Origin of the sequence: Stenotrophomonas sp. NPDC077421, from assembly GCF_049545505.1 — a bacterium.
GTDB lineage: Bacteria > Pseudomonadota > Gammaproteobacteria > Xanthomonadales > Xanthomonadaceae > Stenotrophomonas > Stenotrophomonas nematodicola.
The window spans coordinates 1-16,390 of sequence record NZ_JBMWDP010000003.1; the positions used below are offsets into that span (position 1 = coordinate 1).

General features: G+C 65.8%; 16 protein-coding genes. 8 read left to right on the forward strand and 8 right to left on the reverse strand.

Annotated elements, in window-relative coordinates; translation table 11 throughout:
• Both ACPEH1_RS02260 and ACPEH1_RS02265 read left to right on the forward strand, forming a co-directional pair.
• The coding region (locus ACPEH1_RS02260) for an enoyl-CoA hydratase-related protein (protein WP_423715170.1) at window positions 1-1,883 on the forward strand (1,883 nt) is incomplete at its 5' end.
• Between the two features lie 73 nt (window positions 1,884-1,956).
• Complete coding sequence (locus tag ACPEH1_RS02265) at window positions 1,957-3,165, forward strand: acetyl-CoA C-acyltransferase (RefSeq protein WP_136003813.1); 1,209 nt, start codon at window positions 1,957-1,959, stop codon at window positions 3,163-3,165.
• A 102-nt stretch (window positions 3,166-3,267) separates the two neighbouring features.
• Here the strand turns inward: ACPEH1_RS02265 and galU are convergent, their stop codons facing one another.
• The 8 genes from galU to cmk all read right to left on the reverse strand — a co-directional run bounded on the left by galU (window position 3,268) and on the right by cmk (window position 11,580).
• Window positions 3,268-4,152, reverse strand: coding sequence for a UTP--glucose-1-phosphate uridylyltransferase GalU (galU, locus tag ACPEH1_RS02270; RefSeq protein WP_017355601.1), 885 nt, complete (start codon window positions 4,150-4,152; stop codon window positions 3,268-3,270).
• Complete coding sequence (locus ACPEH1_RS02275) at window positions 4,152-6,059, reverse strand: polysaccharide biosynthesis protein (protein ID WP_017355600.1); 1,908 nt, start codon at window positions 6,057-6,059, stop codon at window positions 4,152-4,154. Before ACPEH1_RS02275 ends, galU begins: the two co-directional genes overlap by 1 nt.
• A gap of 16 nt (window positions 6,060-6,075) precedes the next feature.
• Window positions 6,076-7,050: a glycosyltransferase family 4 protein gene (locus tag ACPEH1_RS02280; RefSeq protein ID WP_312710538.1), complete on the reverse strand. Its 975-nt coding sequence runs from the start codon at window positions 7,048-7,050 to the stop codon at window positions 6,076-6,078.
• 6 nt (window positions 7,051-7,056) lie between these two features.
• A complete protein-coding gene (gene lapB, locus ACPEH1_RS02285; RefSeq protein ID WP_017355598.1) occupies window positions 7,057-8,235 on the reverse strand; it encodes a lipopolysaccharide assembly protein LapB in 1,179 nt (392 codons plus the stop codon).
• Between the two features lie 6 nt (window positions 8,236-8,241).
• Window positions 8,242-8,526: a LapA family protein gene (locus ACPEH1_RS02290; RefSeq protein WP_017355597.1), complete on the reverse strand. Its 285-nt coding sequence runs from the start codon at window positions 8,524-8,526 to the stop codon at window positions 8,242-8,244.
• A gap of 103 nt (window positions 8,527-8,629) precedes the next feature.
• Complete coding sequence (locus ACPEH1_RS02295; protein ID WP_017355596.1) at window positions 8,630-8,935, reverse strand: integration host factor subunit beta; 306 nt, start codon at window positions 8,933-8,935, stop codon at window positions 8,630-8,632.
• An 89-nt stretch (window positions 8,936-9,024) separates the two neighbouring features.
• A complete protein-coding gene (gene rpsA, locus ACPEH1_RS02300; RefSeq protein WP_017355595.1) occupies window positions 9,025-10,704 on the reverse strand; it encodes a 30S ribosomal protein S1 in 1,680 nt (559 codons plus the stop codon).
• A 195-nt stretch (window positions 10,705-10,899) separates the two neighbouring features.
• Window positions 10,900-11,580 (reverse strand): (d)CMP kinase, encoded by a 681-nt coding sequence (cmk, locus tag ACPEH1_RS02305; protein WP_017355594.1) that lies wholly within the window; start codon window positions 11,578-11,580, stop codon window positions 10,900-10,902.
• Between the two features lie 194 nt (window positions 11,581-11,774).
• Here cmk and ykgO point away from each other — a divergent pair, with 194 nt between their 5' ends.
• The 6 genes from ykgO (at window position 11,775) to ACPEH1_RS02335 (ending at window position 16,323) form a co-directional block, all read left to right on the forward strand.
• Window positions 11,775-11,900 carry a type B 50S ribosomal protein L36 gene (gene ykgO, locus ACPEH1_RS02310; RefSeq protein ID WP_017355593.1) on the forward strand — a complete coding sequence of 42 codons (126 nt, stop codon included), beginning with the start codon at window positions 11,775-11,777 and terminating at the stop codon, window positions 11,898-11,900.
• Window positions 11,901-12,057: 157 nt separating this feature from the next.
• Complete coding sequence (locus ACPEH1_RS02315) at window positions 12,058-12,384, forward strand: hypothetical protein (RefSeq protein WP_017355592.1); 327 nt, start codon at window positions 12,058-12,060, stop codon at window positions 12,382-12,384.
• Between the two features lie 43 nt (window positions 12,385-12,427).
• A complete protein-coding gene (locus ACPEH1_RS02320; RefSeq protein ID WP_153164238.1) occupies window positions 12,428-13,462 on the forward strand; it encodes an agmatine deiminase family protein in 1,035 nt (344 codons plus the stop codon).
• A 189-nt stretch (window positions 13,463-13,651) separates the two neighbouring features.
• Window positions 13,652-14,539 carry a carbon-nitrogen hydrolase gene (locus tag ACPEH1_RS02325; protein ID WP_017355590.1) on the forward strand — a complete coding sequence of 296 codons (888 nt, stop codon included), beginning with the start codon at window positions 13,652-13,654 and terminating at the stop codon, window positions 14,537-14,539.
• 25 nt (window positions 14,540-14,564) lie between these two features.
• Entirely contained in the window at window positions 14,565-15,095 is a 531-nt protein-coding gene (locus ACPEH1_RS02330) for an N-acetyltransferase family protein (RefSeq protein WP_312707401.1), read from the forward strand.
• Entirely contained in the window at window positions 15,088-16,323 is a 1,236-nt protein-coding gene (locus tag ACPEH1_RS02335; protein WP_423715171.1) for a TraB/GumN family protein, read from the forward strand. Before ACPEH1_RS02330 ends, ACPEH1_RS02335 begins: the two co-directional genes overlap by 8 nt.
• The last annotated feature ends 67 nt before the right edge of the window (window positions 16,324-16,390 follow it).

Genomic DNA, 16,390 nt, shown 5'->3' on the forward strand with positions numbered 1-16,390 from the left:
CCACCACCGATGCCGCCGTGCTGGAGGGCCTGGAAGCATTCCTGGTCACGACCCTGGGCAAGGGCGTGGTGTACGCCAAGGACACCCCGAACTTCATCGGCAACCGCATCGGCGTCTTCTCGATTCTGTCCACGATCTTCCACACCCAGCAGTTCGGCCTGGGTTTCGATGAAGTCGATGGCCTGACTGGCCCGCTGGTCGGCCGCCCGAAGTCGGCGACCTACCGCACCTCCGACGTGGTCGGCCTGGACACGATGGCGCACGTCATCAAGACGATGGGCGACACCCTGCCCAACGATCCGTGGCATCAGTATTTCGCCTCGCCGAAGTGGCTGGACGCGCTGATTTCCAAGGGTGCGCTCGGCCAGAAGACCGGCGCCGGCATCTTCCGCAAGGTCGGCAAGGACATCGTCGTGCTGGACCTGGAGAAGCAGGACTACCGCCCGGCCGACCGTACCGCCGCACCGGAAGTGGTCGACATCCTCAAGATCAGGAACCCGGCCGAGAAGTTCGCCAAGCTGCGCGAAAGCCAGCACCCGCAGGCGCAGTTCCTGTGGGCGACCTTCCGCGACCTGTTCCACTACAGCGCCTACCACCTGGCCGACATCGCCGAGACCGCGCGCGACGTCGACCTGGCCATCCGCTGGGGCTATGGCTGGTCGCTCGGCCCGTTCGAAACCTGGCAGGCTGCCGGCTGGAAGCAGGTGGCGCAGTGGATTGCCGATGACATCGTGGCCGGCAAGAGCATGAGCAATGCGCCGCTGCCGGACTGGGTGTTCGATGGCCGCGATGGCGTGCACGCCGCCGAAGGCAGCTACAGCCCGTCGCGCAACGCCAAGCTGCCGCGCTCGTCGCTGCCGGTGTACCAGCGTCAGCGCTTCCCGGACCCGCTGCTGGGCGAAACCTTCAGCCCGGGCGAGACCGTGTTCGAAAATGACGGCGTGCGCATGTGGCACGACGGCGACGGCATCGCCGTGGTCAGCTTCAAGACCAAGATGAACACCGTGTCCGACCACGTGCTCGATGGCCTGCAGGAAGCGATCAAGCGCGCCGAGAAGGACTTCAAGGGTCTGGTGATCTGGCAGCAGAAGGAACCCTTCTCCGCCGGTGCGGACCTGGCCGGTGCGCTCGGTCTGCTGCAGGCCGGCAAGGTCGAGCAGTTCGAGGACATGGTGCACAACTTCCAGCGCACCAGCCAGGCGATCAAGTACTCGCTGGTACCGGTGGTGACCGCCGTGCGCGGCCTGGCCCTGGGCGGCGGCTGCGAGTTCCAGATGCACAGCGCCAAGAGTGTGGCGGCACTGGAAAGCTACATCGGCCTGGTCGAAGCGGGCGTCGGCCTGCTGCCGGCCGGCGGCGGCCTGAAGGAGCTGGCGGTGCGTGCGTCGCAGGCGGCTGGTCCGGGCGGGGACGTCTTTGCCGAGCTGAAGAAGACCTTCGAAACCGTGGCGATGGCCAAGGTGTCCAACTCTGCGGTCAACGCCAAGGAGCTGGGCCTGATGCGCGCCACCGACAAGGTGGTCTTCAACAGTTACGAAGCGCTGTACATCGCCAAGGCCGAAGTGCAGGCGCTGGCCGAAGGCGGCTACCGTCCGCCGATGCCGGCCCGCCGCATCCAGGTCGCCGGCGACGTGGGCATCGCAACGTTCAAGATGATGCTGGTCAACATGCTCGAAGGCCGTTTCATCAGCCCCTACGACTACGAGATTGCCGTGCGCATCGCCACCGTGCTGTGCGGTGGCGAAGTCGACCGCGGCACGCTGGTGGACGAAGAGTGGCTGCTGACCCTGGAACGCAAGCACTTCGTCGAACTGGCCCAGCAGGAAAAGACCCAGGCCCGCATCGCGCACATGCTGAAGACCGGCAAGCCGCTGCGCAATTGACCGCGCCCCCTGTCTACGGTGGGTGCCGACCCCGGGTCGGCACTCCGGCTAAAAATTTCGAGAGATCACTGCAATGACCAAGCAAATCCAGGACGCCTACATCGTCGCCGCCACCCGCACCCCGGTCGGCAAGGCGCCCAAGGGCGTGTTCCGCAATACCCGTCCGGACGACATGCTTGCCCACGTGCTCAAGTCCGTGGTCGCACAGGCGCCGGGCATCGACGTCAACCGCATCGATGACGCGATCATCGGCTGCGCGATGCCGGAAGCCGAGCAGGGCATGAACGTGGCGCGCATCGGCGTGCTGCTGGCCGGCCTGCCGGACACCATCGCCGCACAGACGGTCAACCGCTTCTGCTCCTCCGGCCTGCAGGCGGTGGCGATGGCCGCCGACCAGATCCGGCTGGGCAACGCCGACCTGATGCTGGCCGGCGGTACCGAGTCGATGTCGATGGTGCCGATGATGGGCAACAAGATCGCGATGGCGCCGAGCGTCTTCGACAACGATCACGTCGCCATCGCCTATGGCATGGGCATCACTGCCGAGAAGGTCGCCGAAGAGTGGAAGGTGTCGCGTGAGGAGCAGGACGCCTTCGCCCTCGCCTCGCACCAGAAGGCGATCGCCGCCATCCAGAACGGTGAGTTCAAGGATGAGATCAGCCCCTACGACGTACGCACCCGCCAGCCGGACCTGGCCGATGGCCGCCGCATCATCACCCGTGACCGCATCGTCGACACCGACGAAGGCCCGCGCCTGGATTCGTCGGCCGAAGGGCTGGCCAAGCTGCGCCCGGTGTTCCGCAACGGCCAGTTCGGCGGCACCGTCACCGCCGGCAACTCGTCGCAGATGAGCGACGGCGCCGGTGCGGTGCTGCTGGCCTCCGAACAGGCGGTCAAGGACTATGGCCTCACGCCGCTGGCCCGCTTCGTCAGCTTCTCGGTTGCCGGCGTGCGCCCGGAAGTGATGGGCATCGGCCCGATCGCCGCGATCCCGAAAGCCCTCAGGCAGGCAGGCCTGACCCAGGACCAGCTGGACTGGATCGAGCTCAACGAAGCGTTCGCCGCGCAGTCGCTGGCCGTCATCCGCGACTGCGGCCTGGACCCGTCCAAGGTCAACCCGCTGGGCGGCGCCATCGCCCTCGGTCACCCGCTGGGGGCGACCGGTGCGATCCGCACCGCCACCCTGCTGCACGGTCTGCGCCGTCGTCAGCAGAAATACGGCATGGTCACCATGTGCATCGGCACCGGCATGGGTGCAGCAGGCATCTTCGAATCGCTGTAACGCCGGGCGTTGCCAGGCAGAACGCAGAAGGGCAGCCGCGAGGCTGCCCTTCTGCGTGGAGTTGCTGCGTACCGACCCGCGGTCGGCACCCAAGTGTCCCGGTCAGCTGTCGGCGAGTGCCTTCTTGAGCATTTCGCGGGCGGGGCCAGCCAGCTTCTCGTTGTTGAGCGCGAAGCGGATGGTGGCCTCGACCAGTCCCAGGTGGGTGCCGCAGTCGAAACGGGTGCCCTCGAACCGATAGGCATCGACGCGCTCGGTCTTGAGCAGCTCGGCGATGGCATCGGTCAGCTGGATCTCGCCGCCGGCACCGGTGCCGGTGGATTCGAGCAGATCGAAGATCGCCGGGCTCAGCACATAACGGCCGACCACGGCGAGGTCGCTCGGCGCATCCTCAGGCTTGGGCTTCTCCACGATCGCGCTGATCCGGCCCTGGCGGCCGTCGAAGGCGTCGGTCGCCACGATGCCGTAGCTGCCGGTCTTGTCGTGCGGCACGTCTTCCACGGCAATGATGCTGGCGCCGCTGGCCTGGTTGGCATCGGCCATCTGCTTGAGCGCACCGTCGCCGCGGTTCCAGATCAGGTCGTCGGGCAACAAGACAGCGAACGGCTCGTCGCCGACGATGGCTTTGGCGCAGAGCACCGCGTGCCCCAGGCCCAGCGCTTCGGCCTGGGTGACAAAGATCGCCCGCACCCCGTTCGGCAATACGTGCCGGACCAGCTCCAACTGCTCCTTCTTGCCGGCGCGCTCGAGCTTCTGCTCCAGTTCGTAGGCCTTGTCGAAGTAGTCGGCCACCGCATGCTTGTAGCGGTTGGTGATGAAGATCAGGGTGTCGCACCCTGCTTCGATCGCTTCGTCGACCGCGTACTGGATCAGCGGCCGGTCAATGATCGGCAGCATCTCCTTGGGCACGGTCTTGGTCGCCGGCAGGAACCGGGTGCCCAGACCCGCTACCGGGAATACCGCCTTGCGAATGCGCTTGTTGCTCATCAGTGCCTGTTGGCCTCTCGTGCGGGGAACGGCAGCACTGTAGCGGAGGTGACGTTATCGTCCTGTGGCAATGGCGCGAACTCGGGCATGGTCGCAAACAGGATGCTGTTGATCGCATCGGTGTCGTAGGTGGCGATGGCCTCGCGCAGCTTGGGCACGTTGCCCAGCACCTGCTCGCGCGCGAAGCTGCGCACACCGGCTTCCAGGATCTTGGGGTGCGCCGTGGGACGGTAGTCCTCGTCCGAGTAGAACAGCGTCTCGTGCAGCTTCTCGCCCGGACGCAGCCCGGTATAGATGATGGCGATGTCCTTGTACGGCTGCTTGCCGGCCAGACGGATCATCTGCTCGGCGAGCACGCGGATCGGCACCGGCTCGCCCATGTCCAAGGTGTAGATCGCGCCATGCGACGCCGAGGCGGCCGCCTGCAGGATCAACTGGCAGGCCTCGGGAATGGTCATGAAATAGCGCGTGACTTCCGGGTCGGTCACGGTCACCGGGCCACCCTTGAGGATCTGCTCGCGGAACACCGGAACCACACTGCCGGCCGAGGCCAGCACGTTGCCGAAGCGCACGGTCACGAAACGGGTGTGGTTGGTCTTCTGATCCAGGCTCTGGCAGATCATCTCCGCGTAGCGCTTGCTGGCGCCCAGCGCATTGACCGGATCGACCGCCTTGTCCGTGGAGATGAACACGAAGTGCTCGATCCGGGCCTCGACGCAGGCGCGCGCGACCGTTTCGGTGGACAGGATGTTATTGCGCACTGCCTCGCGCAGCTGACGCTCCAGCACCGGCACCTGCTTGTAGGCGGCAGCATGGAACACCGCGTCCACGTGCGACAGCGACAGGGCATGGCGGATCACCGCCGGATCACCGCAGTCACCCAGCACGGCCTCCACGTCCAGATCGGGGAAGCTGCGCTTGAGCTCGGCCTCGATGGTCAGCAGCAGCAGTTCGCTCATTTCCAGCAGCACGATGCGGCCAGCGCCGTGGCGCGCGCACTGGCGGCACAATTCCGAGCCGATGGAGCCGCCCGCGCCGGTGACCAGCACGGTACGACCGCCCAGCCAGCCACGGATCAGAGCCCAGTCCGGCAGGATCGGCTTGCGGCCGAGCAGGTCCTCGATCGCCACTTCCTTGAGCTGCCCGGGCAATGAATGGCCCAGCAGGATGTCGTTGAGCTTGGGCACCATCCGGAACGGCACGCCAGTGCTTTCGCACAGGGCCACCACGCGCTGCATGCCGACCGCATCCAGCGAGGGAATGGCGATCACCAGCAGCTTGGCGGCGGTCTCACGGACCACGGCCGGCGCATCGTCCAAGGTGCCGAGGATCGGCAGGCCCTGCAGCTTGGCGCCCTGCAGGTGGGGCGCGTCATCGAGCAGCCCGACCGGATGGAAATCGCCGGACCGGCGCAGGTCACGGACCAGGGCTTCGGCCGCCTGCCCCGCGCCCAGGATCAGCACCCGGCGCGCACTGGCGTCCGACTGCAGCGCCTGGTAGTCCTTCCATGCACGGTACAGCAGGCGCGGCGCGCCAAGCAGCGCCGACAGGGCGAACGGATAGATCACCAGCACCGACATCGGCACGCCATTGAAGCGCTTGTAGGCCAGCGCCACCACGATGGCCAGCAGACCGATGAAGCTGGCTTTGAAGATGTTGAGCAGATCGGCCACGCTGGCAAAGCGCCAGAGGCCGCGATACAGGCCCACGCGCCAGAACACCACCGCCTGGATCACCAACACCAGCGAGGTGTCGATGTTCCACAGCGGCAGGGCAGGTGCATCGGGAAGCATGGAGTAACGGCCGGCATGCAGCAGTTGCCAACACGCCCAGACCATGAACAGATCGTGGGCGACGATGGCGGCCCGCGGAATCAAGCCGGTAAAACGGTCCTGCCAAGGCGTCATAAAAAGCACAGTCCTTCTAAAGGCGCATTCCCTTGCGCAGGAGTAGCCAAAGGCCGGTCGCGAGGATCATCCACGCGACAGCCACGGCAGCCTCCCACCTCGGCTGCAAATGTGTGCAAGCATTAAACACCGCGACACTGAATAAACCAAAAACAAAGTACATACCGGTGGTGAAACTGTGGCTTGCGCCACTTTTCACCATCCGCTGGTACAGGTGTTGTGTGTGGGGTTGCGTCCAACGCTGCCCCGACAGCATGCGCGACAACAGTGTGAAGCCGGCGTCCACAAGGAACCCGGTCAGCGGCACCAGCAGCAACACCCACTGGATGTCGGTCACCACGCTCGTCAGGCATACCAGCGCCGCGACGGCATAGCCAAGCGCGCCGCTGCCGACATCGCCCATGAAGATGCGGGCCTGCGGGAAATTGAACGGCAGGAAGCCCAGGCAGGCCAGGCCAAGCACGACGCCGGCCAGACCGAACGGCGACGGCAGCACGAGGGCAAAGGCCATCGCGGCCAGGATCGCCTGCGTGGTCGCAATGCCGTTGATCCCATCCATGAAATTCCAGATGTTGACCAGCGACACCGTGAACAGCAGGGCCAGAACCGACTGCACCAGATTGCCCGTGACCTGCCAGACCAGACCGGCCAGCAGCGCGGATGCGACCAGATGCACCAGCAGGCGACGCAGGGCGGGCAGCGGGTGGTGGTCGTCCCACCAGCCAATCCCCGCCACCATCCCCAGCCCGATGGCGAACACCAGCAGCGCCTTGGCGGCGGACGGCCAGATCAGCGCCGCCGCCAGGCAGGTCAACAGCAGCGTGGCCACGATCGCGATGCCGCCACCGCGGGGCGTGGCGACGCCGTGGCTGCGCCGTTCGCCCGGCTGATCCATCAGGTTGCGGCGCAGGGCGTACCGGCGCGCGCACCCGGTCAGGGCCGCAGAGAGGGCCATGACCGCCACCAGGCCGGCCAGCCAGATCCAGGGGATCACCACTTACAGCACCGCGTAGTTCAGCAGCGGCTTGACCGTACCCCACTCCTTGCAGCTGGGGCATTGCCAGTGGTGCGTCCGCGCGCCGAAGCCGCAGCGCGTGCAGCGATAGGCCGGATTGCGGACCAGCAACTGGTCGGTGATGTGTTTGAGGTCGTGCAGCGTGGCCGTCGCATCGGCGCCATCGGCCAGGGTGAGATCGATCAGCGCCGATTCGCCGCGGACCGACGGGCGGTCCTTGAGCTGGCGGCCCAGGTAGGCGCGCGCGGGTGCCACGCCTTCCTGCTCTTCCATCAGCTGGGTCAGGGCCAGCACGGGCGCGATGCCGCGGTAGTGCTCGGTCATCTCCGACAGGAACGCGCGCGCGCCGGCCAGGTCGCCAACCTTGCGGTAGTTCTGCATCAGGGCCGGCAACAGTTCGGGCAGGTAGTCCGGGTCGTTGCGCGCGGCACGCTCGAACGCCCTGACCGCCGCTTCGTGATGCCCGACGTCGGACTCCAGGCGGCCTTCGATGATGCCGGCACGCACCGACATGGCATCGGCCTGGTAGGCACGTGCGATGGCCGCCCGCGCGTCGTCGACGCGGTCGGCGCCGCGATAGCGCTCGGCCAGTTCGCACTCGAACTGGCCGATCAGCTTGCCCATCGGCTCGCCAGTGACTTCCTCGAAGCGGCTGGCGTTGTCGATCGCCTTTTCCCAGTCGCGTTCGGCCTGGTAGATGCCGATCAGGTGCTTGAGTGCCTGCGGGGCGCGCTGGTCGATCTGGGCCAACTCGGTGAACACGGTTTCGGCACGGTCGAGCAGGCCGGACTTCATGTAGTCCTCGCCCAGGGCGAGGAGCGCCTGGACGCGCTGTGCATCGCTGAGGTCGCTGCGGTTGACCAGCCCCTGGTGCAGGCGGATCGCACGGTCCACCTCGCCACGGCGGCGGAACAGATGGCCCAACGCGACCTGGGTCTCGAAGGTTTCCTTGTCCAGCTCGGCGATGTGCAGGAACAGCTCGATCGCCTTGTCCGGCTGCTCATTGAGCAGGTAGTTCAGGCCACGGAAGTAGGTGCTGGAGAGCCGGCTGACCTGGTTGTCGCCATGACGCTGGCCACCGCGCCGGCCGATCACCCAGCCCGACAGCGCCGCCAACGGCAGACACAGGAAGAACCAGAACCACTCGGAGACAAATTCCATCGGCGCTCAGCGTCCGTCGAAAGTAGAAGAAGGAGGAGGTGTGGCGACCACCACGGGGGCAGCCTTCTGCGCCTTGCGCAGTTTGGAATACAGCGGGATGACCATGCTGGCCAGGACCAGGGCACCGCCGATCAGGGCACCGGACAGCAGCGAAATGATGATGGCCAGGCCGGTGGTCGTGGCGATCTGGGTGAAGCCCAAGCTGATGGCGATCGGCTGCGAATTGAGCGCGCCGACAATGAGCCCGACCACCAGAACCGCCAGCAGGACCAGTAGACGTACGATATTCATGTACCAGCTCCAGTTCCGGAAGGCCTCAAGAGTAGCGGACTAGCACTCCGCTCTACCAGCCGACACGGCGGAAAACATGCCCCCGGGATACGGACGCGACGGCTCAGGCAGGATCGCTTTCCAGCGGTACGACGGCGCTGACGCGCTCGCGCAACTCCTTGCCCGGCTTGAAATGCGGGACATGCTTGCCCGGCAATGCCACCGACTCCCCCGTCTTGGGGTTGCGCCCGAGGCGCGGCGGCCGGTAGTGCAACGAAAAACTGCCGAACCCGCGGATCTCGATCCGATCACCGCCGGCCAACGCCCCGCCCATCATTTCCAGCAACGACTTCACCGCCAGATCGACATCGTCCGACTTCAAATGCGCCTGTCGGCGCGCCAGGATTTCGATCAGCTCGGATTTGGTCATTACGGGCTCTTGGGGAGGAAACCAGACCCTGAAACGGCCCGGACAAAAGTCCGGGCCGTCCAGGAAACTACTGCAACGGGTAAGACCGATTACTCGGACTTGTTGCCGTTCAGCTGTGCGCGCAGCAGCGCGCCGAGCTGGGTCGTGCCACCCGAAGCGGACTGGTATTCCTCCAGCACTTCGCGCATTTCCGCGTCGTCCTTGGCCTTGATCGACAGCTGCAGGGTACGGCCCTTGCGGTCCATGCCCACGAACTTGGCTTCGACCTTGTCGCCGACCTTCAGGAACTGGGTCGCGTCGTCAACGCGCTCGTTCGCAACGTCGCGAGCGGACACGTAGCCTTCGATGCCGTCAGCCAGTTCGATGGTAGCGCCCTTGGCGTCCACTTCCTTGACCACGCCTTCGACCTTGGAACCCTTCGGATTGGCCGCCATGTACTGGCCGAACGGATCCTGCTCCAGCTGCTTGACGCCCAGGCTGATGCGCTCGCGTTCCGGATCGACGGCCAGGACCACTGCGTCCAGGGTGTCGCCCTTCTTGAAGTTGCGGACCACGTCTTCGCCGGTGGTGTTCCAGCTGATGTCCGACAGGTGCACCAGGCCGTCGATACCGCCGTCCAGGCCGATGAAGATGCCGAAGTCGGTGATCGACTTGATCTGGCCCGACACCTTGTCACCCTTCTTGTGGATGGCAGCGAAGGTTTCCCACGGATTGGCGGCAACCTGCTTCATGCCCAGCGAGATGCGGCGACGCTCCTCGTCGACATCCAGGACCATGACTTCGACTTCGTCACCGACCTGCACAACCTTGGACGGGTTGACGTTCTTGTTGGTCCAATCCATTTCCGAAACGTGCACCAGGCCTTCGACGCCCGGCTCGATCTCGACGAACGCGCCGTAATCGGTGACGTTGGAGACCTTGCCGAAGACGCGGCTGTTGGCCGGGTAACGACGGGCGATGTTGTCCCACGGATCCTCGCCCAGCTGCTTCAGACCCAGCGAAACGCGGTTGCGCTCGCGGTCGAACTTCAGCACGCGCACGTCCAGCTCGTCGCCGACGTTCACGACTTCGGACGGGTGGCGCACGCGCTTCCAGGCCATGTCGGTGATGTGCAGCAGGCCGTCGATACCGCCCAGGTCCACGAACGCGCCGTAATCGGTCAGGTTCTTGACGACACCCTTCAGGATCGCGCCTTCCTGCAGCTTGTCCATCAGCTGCTCGCGCTCTTCCGAGTGCTCGCTTTCGACGACTGCACGACGCGAGACCACGACGTTGTTACGCTTGCGGTCCAGCTTGATGAGCTTGAATTCCAGCTCCTTGCCTTCCAGGTAGGCCGGGTCGCGCACCGGGCGCACATCCACCAGCGAACCGGGCAGGAACGCGCGGACATCCTTGATGTCCACGGTGAAACCACCCTTGACCTTGCCGCTGATGCGGCCGGTGATGGTTTCGTTCTTTTCCAACGCTTCTTCCAGCTCGTCCCACACCATCGCGCGCTTGGCCTTCTCGCGCGACAGGACGGTTTCACCGAAGCCGTTCTCGATCGAGTCGAGGGCGACCTTGACGACGTCGCCTTCGGCAACATCGATCTCGCCAGCGTCGTTACGGAACTGTTCGATCGGCACGATGCCTTCGGACTTCAGGCCGGCGTTGATCACCACGACGTCGCCGCGGACTTCAACGACAACACCGCTGACGATGGCGCCCGGCTTCAGCTTGGCCAGATTGGCCTGACTGGCTTCGAACAGTTCGGCAAATGATTCGGTCATTAGATTTACTCTGTTGGACACATGGGCATTGGTCCCCGCAAGGGTTCCGTTTACTGCCCGCCTGTTGGTCGACCCCGGAAACGCAGGTCGTGTGTTAAGTAGGAAAACCGCCACGCATCATTGCGGGACGGAGCTGTTGTTGCCTTGCAGTAGTGCGACTGCCGTCGATGGACTGACGACCCTCCTTACAACGGATCAGGCACCCGAAACCGGAAGCAGATCCAGTACCTTGGCAACGACGGCGTCGATGCCGATACCACTGGTGTCGATGATGACGGCATCGTCTGCCGGCTTCAGGGGCGCCACTGTGCGCTGTGCATCACGGGCGTCGCGGGCCATGATCTCGCGCAGGAGGTCTTCAAAGTTAACAGAAACCCCCTTGTCTTTCAACTGCTTATGCCGCCGCTCCGCCCGCTCCTCGGCGCTGGCGGTCAAAAAGACCTTGAATGGGGCATCCGGGAAGATGACCGTCCCCATGTCGCGACCGTCGGCAACCAGACCCGGCTCGATCCTGAATGCGCGCTGGCGCTCTTTCAGGGCGGCCCGGACCTCCGGAATGGCCGCAATGGCCGACGCCAGGGCGCCGGTGGTCTCCAGGCGCAGCTCGTCGGTGGCATCGGTATCGTTGACCAGCACGCGCAGCCCGCCATCGGCCGATTCGACGAAACGGACATGGGTATCGAACGTGCACCGGACCAGCGCGGAGGCGTCGGATGTGTCGATATCGGCCCAGCTGGCCGCCACGCCCACGGCGCGGTACAGGGCGCCCGAATCGAGGTAATGCCACCCCAGCCGGCGTGCGACAATGCGGCTGACGGTCCCCTTGCCGGCCCCGGACGGGCCGTCGATGGTGAGCACGGAAGGAAGCTGGTTCATGGGTTTCCCGGTGATTTTGACGGGCCATTCTAGCCCCTGCCCGGCCCCGCCCGAGACCTTTTTCGTGCAACCACTTGAAAGGATGGAAAAAAGACCGGTAGAATGGCGGGCTTGAACGAGCGTCACCTGCCGATTGTCATCTGCATATCGCGGCCGCGCTCCAACCGAATCCAACGTTTACGCCGAGGTATGCAATGAAAGTCCTGTCTTCCCTGAAGTCGGCCAAGTCCCGTCACCGTGACTGCAAGGTCGTTCGCCGCCGTGGCAAGATCTTCGTGATCTGCAAGTCGAACCCGCGTTTCAAGGCTCGCCAGCGCTGAGCCGAAGGAAGTCGCACCCGCACGGGTCGCGACCTGCCTGAACAAAAAGCCGCCTCCGGGCGGTTTTTTGTTGCCGTTTTTGCTGTAATCGGCGGGTGGGGCGCGGCCGCTGGCCGCGACACCTTCTTTTTTCTTGACCACTGGGGAGTAGATCGAGATGAAACGTTACCTGACCACCCTGCCGCTGCTGGCCCTGCTGGCCTGTTCCAGCGTGCATGCCGACACCCTGCTGATCGACCGCAGCCGCGAGAAGCCCGCCGTGGCCCTGCCCGTGCGCGGCCAGAGCATGCAGCAGGTCCAGTCGCAGTTCGGCGATCCGGGTGAACGCCTGGAGCCGCGCGGCGGGCAGAAGCGCCAGTGGCCGACCATCCACCGCTGGGTGTACCCGCAGTTCACCGTCTACTTCGAGAAGCAGAAGGTGATCGATGTGGTTGCCAACCAGGCCGACGCCAATGAGATCGGGCCCAAACCGCCGATCCGCTGACCCTCCCACTGCCCGCCGCCCGGCGGGCCATCGCACCGAGATCATGAACGACACGCTCCGCTTTCCGGCCGAATGGGAACCCCAGTCCGCCATCCTGATTGCCTGGCCCCACGCCGAAACCGACTGGGCCGACCGCCTGGGCGACGTCGAGGACACCTACATCGCCCTGGTGGCAGCCATCACCCGTTTCCAGCCGGTGGTGATCATCGTTGCCGACGATGACCTGGAGGCCTACGCCGACGCGCGCCTGCGCTCCAACCGCATCGACATGGACCGCGTCCGGTTCGTCACCGCGCAGTACGACGACACCTGGCTGCGCGATTCCGGCCCGATCACGCTCACGCGTGCCGATGGCGGTTTCCGCCTGCTCGACTTCCGCTTCACCGGCTGGGGCGGCAAGTTCGACGCCAGCCTGGACGATCAGCTGGTGGGCGTGCTGCATGGCGCCGGGCTGTTCGCCAATGCGGAACTGCAGAGCATTCCGTTCGCGCTGGAAGGCGGCGGCATCGAAACCGATGGCGCCGGCACGCTGCTGACCACCTGGCAGTGCCTGCACGAACGCCATCCGGACCGAGACCGCGCCTCGCTCAGCGCCGATCTGGCAACCTGGCTGGCGCAGGACCGGGTGCTGTGGCTGGACCACGGCTATCTGGAGGGCGACGACACCGACGCCCATATCGACACCCTGGCCCGCTTCGCTTCGGTGGACAGCATCGTCTACCAGGCCTGCGACGACAGCAGCGACTCGCACTTCGCCGAACTCCAGGCGATGGGCGACGAACTGGCCGCGCTGCGCACCGCCGACGGCGCGCCGTACCGCCTGTTCCCGCTGCCGTGGGCCCGCCCGGTGATCGACGAGGGCCGCCGGCTGGCGGCATCCTACGCAAACTACCTGATCCTCAATGGGGCGGTGCTGATGCCGGCCTACGGCGACGTGGCCGACAACGCCGCACGCGACGTCCTGGCCGAGGCCTACCCGAACCACGAGATCGTGCAGGTCCCCTGCCGCTCGCTGATCTGGCAGAACGGCAGCCTGCATTGCATCACCATGCAGTTGCCGGAAGGGTTGCTGGCGTAACGCCACCCCCTGGTCGACGCACCACCTGGCGCCGGGCTTTTGCCCGGCGCTTTTTGTTTTCGGCAACGCACGGGGGTCCGCGCGCTCGCCGGGCTGGCACCATGCCATCGCCGCGCATTTAGCGCCCAGCACGCCGCGTGCACCCATCCGCGATAAACTGCGGTTTTCCCCCTGCAGGACCCGCCCCGGATGAGCTCACGCCACACCCTTTCCGTCGCCCTGATCCAGGAGCGCAACCACGGTGACGCGGCCGCCAATCTGGCCGTGATCGAGACGCGCGTGGCTGAAGCGGCCGCCCAGGGTGCCAAGCTGATCCTGCTGCAGGAACTGCACAACGGCGCGTACTTCTGCCAGCACGAGTCGGTCGATGAATTCGACCTGGCCGAACCCATCCCCGGCCCCAGCACCGAACGTCTGGGCGCATTGGCGAAAAAGCATGGCGTCGTCATCGTCGGTTCGCTGTTCGAGCGCCGCGCCGCCGGCCTCTATCACAACACGGCCGTCGTCTTCGAAAAGGACGGCACGCTGCTGGGCAAGTACCGCAAGATGCACATCCCGGACGATCCGGGTTTCTACGAAAAGTTCTACTTCACCCCCGGCGACATCGGCTTCAAGCCGATCGACACCTCGGTGGGCCGCCTGGGCGTGCTCGTGTGCTGGGACCAGTGGTATCCGGAAGCGGCGCGCCTGATGGCGCTGGCCGGCGCCGAGCTGCTGCTCTACCCCACCGCGATCGGCTGGGACCCGGATGACCAGCAGGACGAACAGACCCGCCAGCGTGACGCGTGGGTGCTGAGCCACCGCGGCCATGCCGTCGCCAACGGCGTGCCGGTGCTGAGCTGCAACCGCGTCGGCCACGAGGCCTCGCCGCTGGGCGCCTCGGGCATCCGGTTCTGGGGCAACAGCCATGTGCTCGGCCCGCAGGGCGAGTTCATCGCCGAGGCCGGCACCGACCCGACCGTGCTGATCTGCGACGTGGACCTGCAGCGCAGCGAGCATGTCCGTCGGATCTGGCCGTTCCTGCGTGACCGCCGCATCGACGCCTACGGCGACCTGCTCAAGCGTTACATCGACTGACCGCCCAGGCCTCTGACCCGTGACCGTGACCGTGCTGCTGCGCGACGCCAACGATGCCGATATCCCGGCCATCACCGCCATCTACGCGGTGGAAGTGACCGACTTCGTCAATACCTACGAGTACGACGTACCGGACATGGCGGAGATGCAGCGACGCATGCATGACATCGTGTCGCGCGGCTTCCCGTACCTCGTTGCAGAGGTCGATGGCCGGATTGCCGGCTACGCGTATGCCAACACCTACCGCGGCCGCATCGCCTACCAGTGGACCGTGGAGAATTCGGTCTACGTGGATGCCGCGTTCCAGGGACACGGGGTCGGCACGGCCCTCATGCAGGGTCTGATCGACGCGTGCGTGGCGCGCGGCTATCGCCAGATGGTGGCGGTGATCGGCGAGCCGTCGAACACCGCCTCGATCAAACTGCACGAACGCTTCGGCTTCCACACCGTCGGCGTTTTCCGCGGCCTCGGCCGCAAGCATGGCCGCTGGCTGGACACCGTCCAGATGCAACGCGCGCTCGGCGATGGTGCCGACAGCGCCCCTTCGAATGAATGATGCGATGACTGATACCCAGATCGACGACACCGGCGACACACTGTTCGCCGGCCAACCCGTGCGCGTGGTCGAACGCGACGGCGTGCGCTATACCCTGCTCGGCACCGCGCACGTCTCCCAGGCCAGTGTGGACGCGGTCGAGCGCGCGATCGGCAGCGGCCGCTTCGATGCGGTGGCCGTGGAGCTGGACGCGCAGCGCCTGCAGGCGCTGACCAACCCCGATGCGCTGGCCAAGCTGGATCTGGTCGAGGTGATCCGCAAGGGGCGTGTGGCGCTGTTCGCGGCCAACCTGGCCCTGGCCGCCTACCAGCGACGCCTGGCGGAGCAGCTGGGCATCGAACCGGGCGCGGAGCTCAAGCGGGCGGTCGCCCTGGCGAACGAGCGGCACCTGCCGGTGCACCTGATCGACCGCGAGGTCGGCCTGACCTTCAAGCGCGCCTCGCAGCGGCTGGGTTTCTTCGGCAAGATCAAGCTCGTTATGGGCCTGGGGGCCGGCCTGTTCGCCTCCGAGGACGTGGGCGAGGACGAGATCGAAAAGCTCAAGCAGGGCGACATGCTCGAAGCCAGCTTCGGCGAGTTCGCCAGCGAAAGCCCGGCGCTGTACGAAACCATCATCGGCGAGCGTGACCGCTACATGGCCACCCGCCTGCGCGAGATCCACGATCCAGAGCAGCGCAACGTGCTGGCCGTTGTCGGTGCCGGTCACCTGGCCGGACTGGCGCGGTACCTGGAAAACGATACCGATGCGCCGGGCCCGCTGCGTGCCTCGCTGGAAGAGGTGCCGAAGAAGCGCAACATCCCCTGGATCACCCTGACCATCCTGGCGATCGTGCTGACCGGCATCGCCGTTGGCTTCTACCGGGGCGGCTTGGGCGTGGGTACCGAGCTGCTCGCGACGTGGGCGATGTACACCGGCGGCCTGGCCGGCCTGGGCTGTCTGTTGGCGGGGAGCCATCCGTTGAGCATCCTGACGGCGATCGTGGTCGCTCCGTTCAAGCCGTTCCGCCTGAGCATCCCCACCGGCGCGTTCTCGGCCCTGGTCGAAGCGCGCCTGCGCAAGCCGGCGTATGAGGACTTCCTCAAGCTCCGCGATGACGCCCAGAGCCTCAAGGGGTGGTACCGCAACCGCGTCACCCGGGTGGTGCTCACCTTCATGCTGACCAACATCGGCAGCATGCTGGGCCTGTGGCTGACCGGGTTCCAGGTGTGGCACAAGGTCGGCGGCTGACCGCCACCGCGAGGTAGAGCCGACCGTTGGTCGGCTGCCGTTGTTTTTCGGGGGGCCGGCCAACGGC

What these genes read in the sequence shown, in the direction of transcription:
- ykgO (WP_017355593.1), top strand. Translation starts at nt 11,775, where the DNA reads ATGAAAGTCCTGTCTTCCCTGAAGTCGGCCAAGTCCCGTCACCGTGAC.
- ACPEH1_RS02320 (WP_153164238.1), top strand. Translation starts at nt 12,428, where the DNA reads ATGAACGACACGCTCCGCTTTCCGGCCGAATGGGAACCCCAGTCCGCC.
- ACPEH1_RS02265 (WP_136003813.1), top strand. Translation starts at nt 1,957, where the DNA reads ATGACCAAGCAAATCCAGGACGCCTACATCGTCGCCGCCACCCGCACC.
- ACPEH1_RS02315 (WP_017355592.1), top strand. Translation starts at nt 12,058, where the DNA reads ATGAAACGTTACCTGACCACCCTGCCGCTGCTGGCCCTGCTGGCCTGT.
- ACPEH1_RS02295 (WP_017355596.1), bottom strand. Translation starts at nt 8,935, where the DNA reads ATGACCAAATCCGAGCTGATCGAAATCCTGGCGCGCCGACAGGCGCAT.
- ACPEH1_RS02290 (WP_017355597.1), bottom strand. Translation starts at nt 8,526, where the DNA reads ATGAATATCGTACGTCTACTGGTCCTGCTGGCGGTTCTGGTGGTCGGG.
- galU (WP_017355601.1), bottom strand. Translation starts at nt 4,152, where the DNA reads ATGAGCAACAAGCGCATTCGCAAGGCGGTATTCCCGGTAGCGGGTCTG.
- cmk (WP_017355594.1), bottom strand. Translation starts at nt 11,580, where the DNA reads ATGAACCAGCTTCCTTCCGTGCTCACCATCGACGGCCCGTCCGGGGCC.
- ACPEH1_RS02325 (WP_017355590.1), top strand. Translation starts at nt 13,652, where the DNA reads ATGAGCTCACGCCACACCCTTTCCGTCGCCCTGATCCAGGAGCGCAAC.
- ACPEH1_RS02335 (WP_423715171.1), top strand. Translation starts at nt 15,088, where the DNA reads ATGAATGATGCGATGACTGATACCCAGATCGACGACACCGGCGACACA.
- ACPEH1_RS02275 (WP_017355600.1), bottom strand. Translation starts at nt 6,059, where the DNA reads ATGACGCCTTGGCAGGACCGTTTTACCGGCTTGATTCCGCGGGCCGCC.
- lapB (WP_017355598.1), bottom strand. Translation starts at nt 8,235, where the DNA reads ATGGAATTTGTCTCCGAGTGGTTCTGGTTCTTCCTGTGTCTGCCGTTG.
- rpsA (WP_017355595.1), bottom strand. Translation starts at nt 10,704, where the DNA reads ATGACCGAATCATTTGCCGAACTGTTCGAAGCCAGTCAGGCCAATCTG.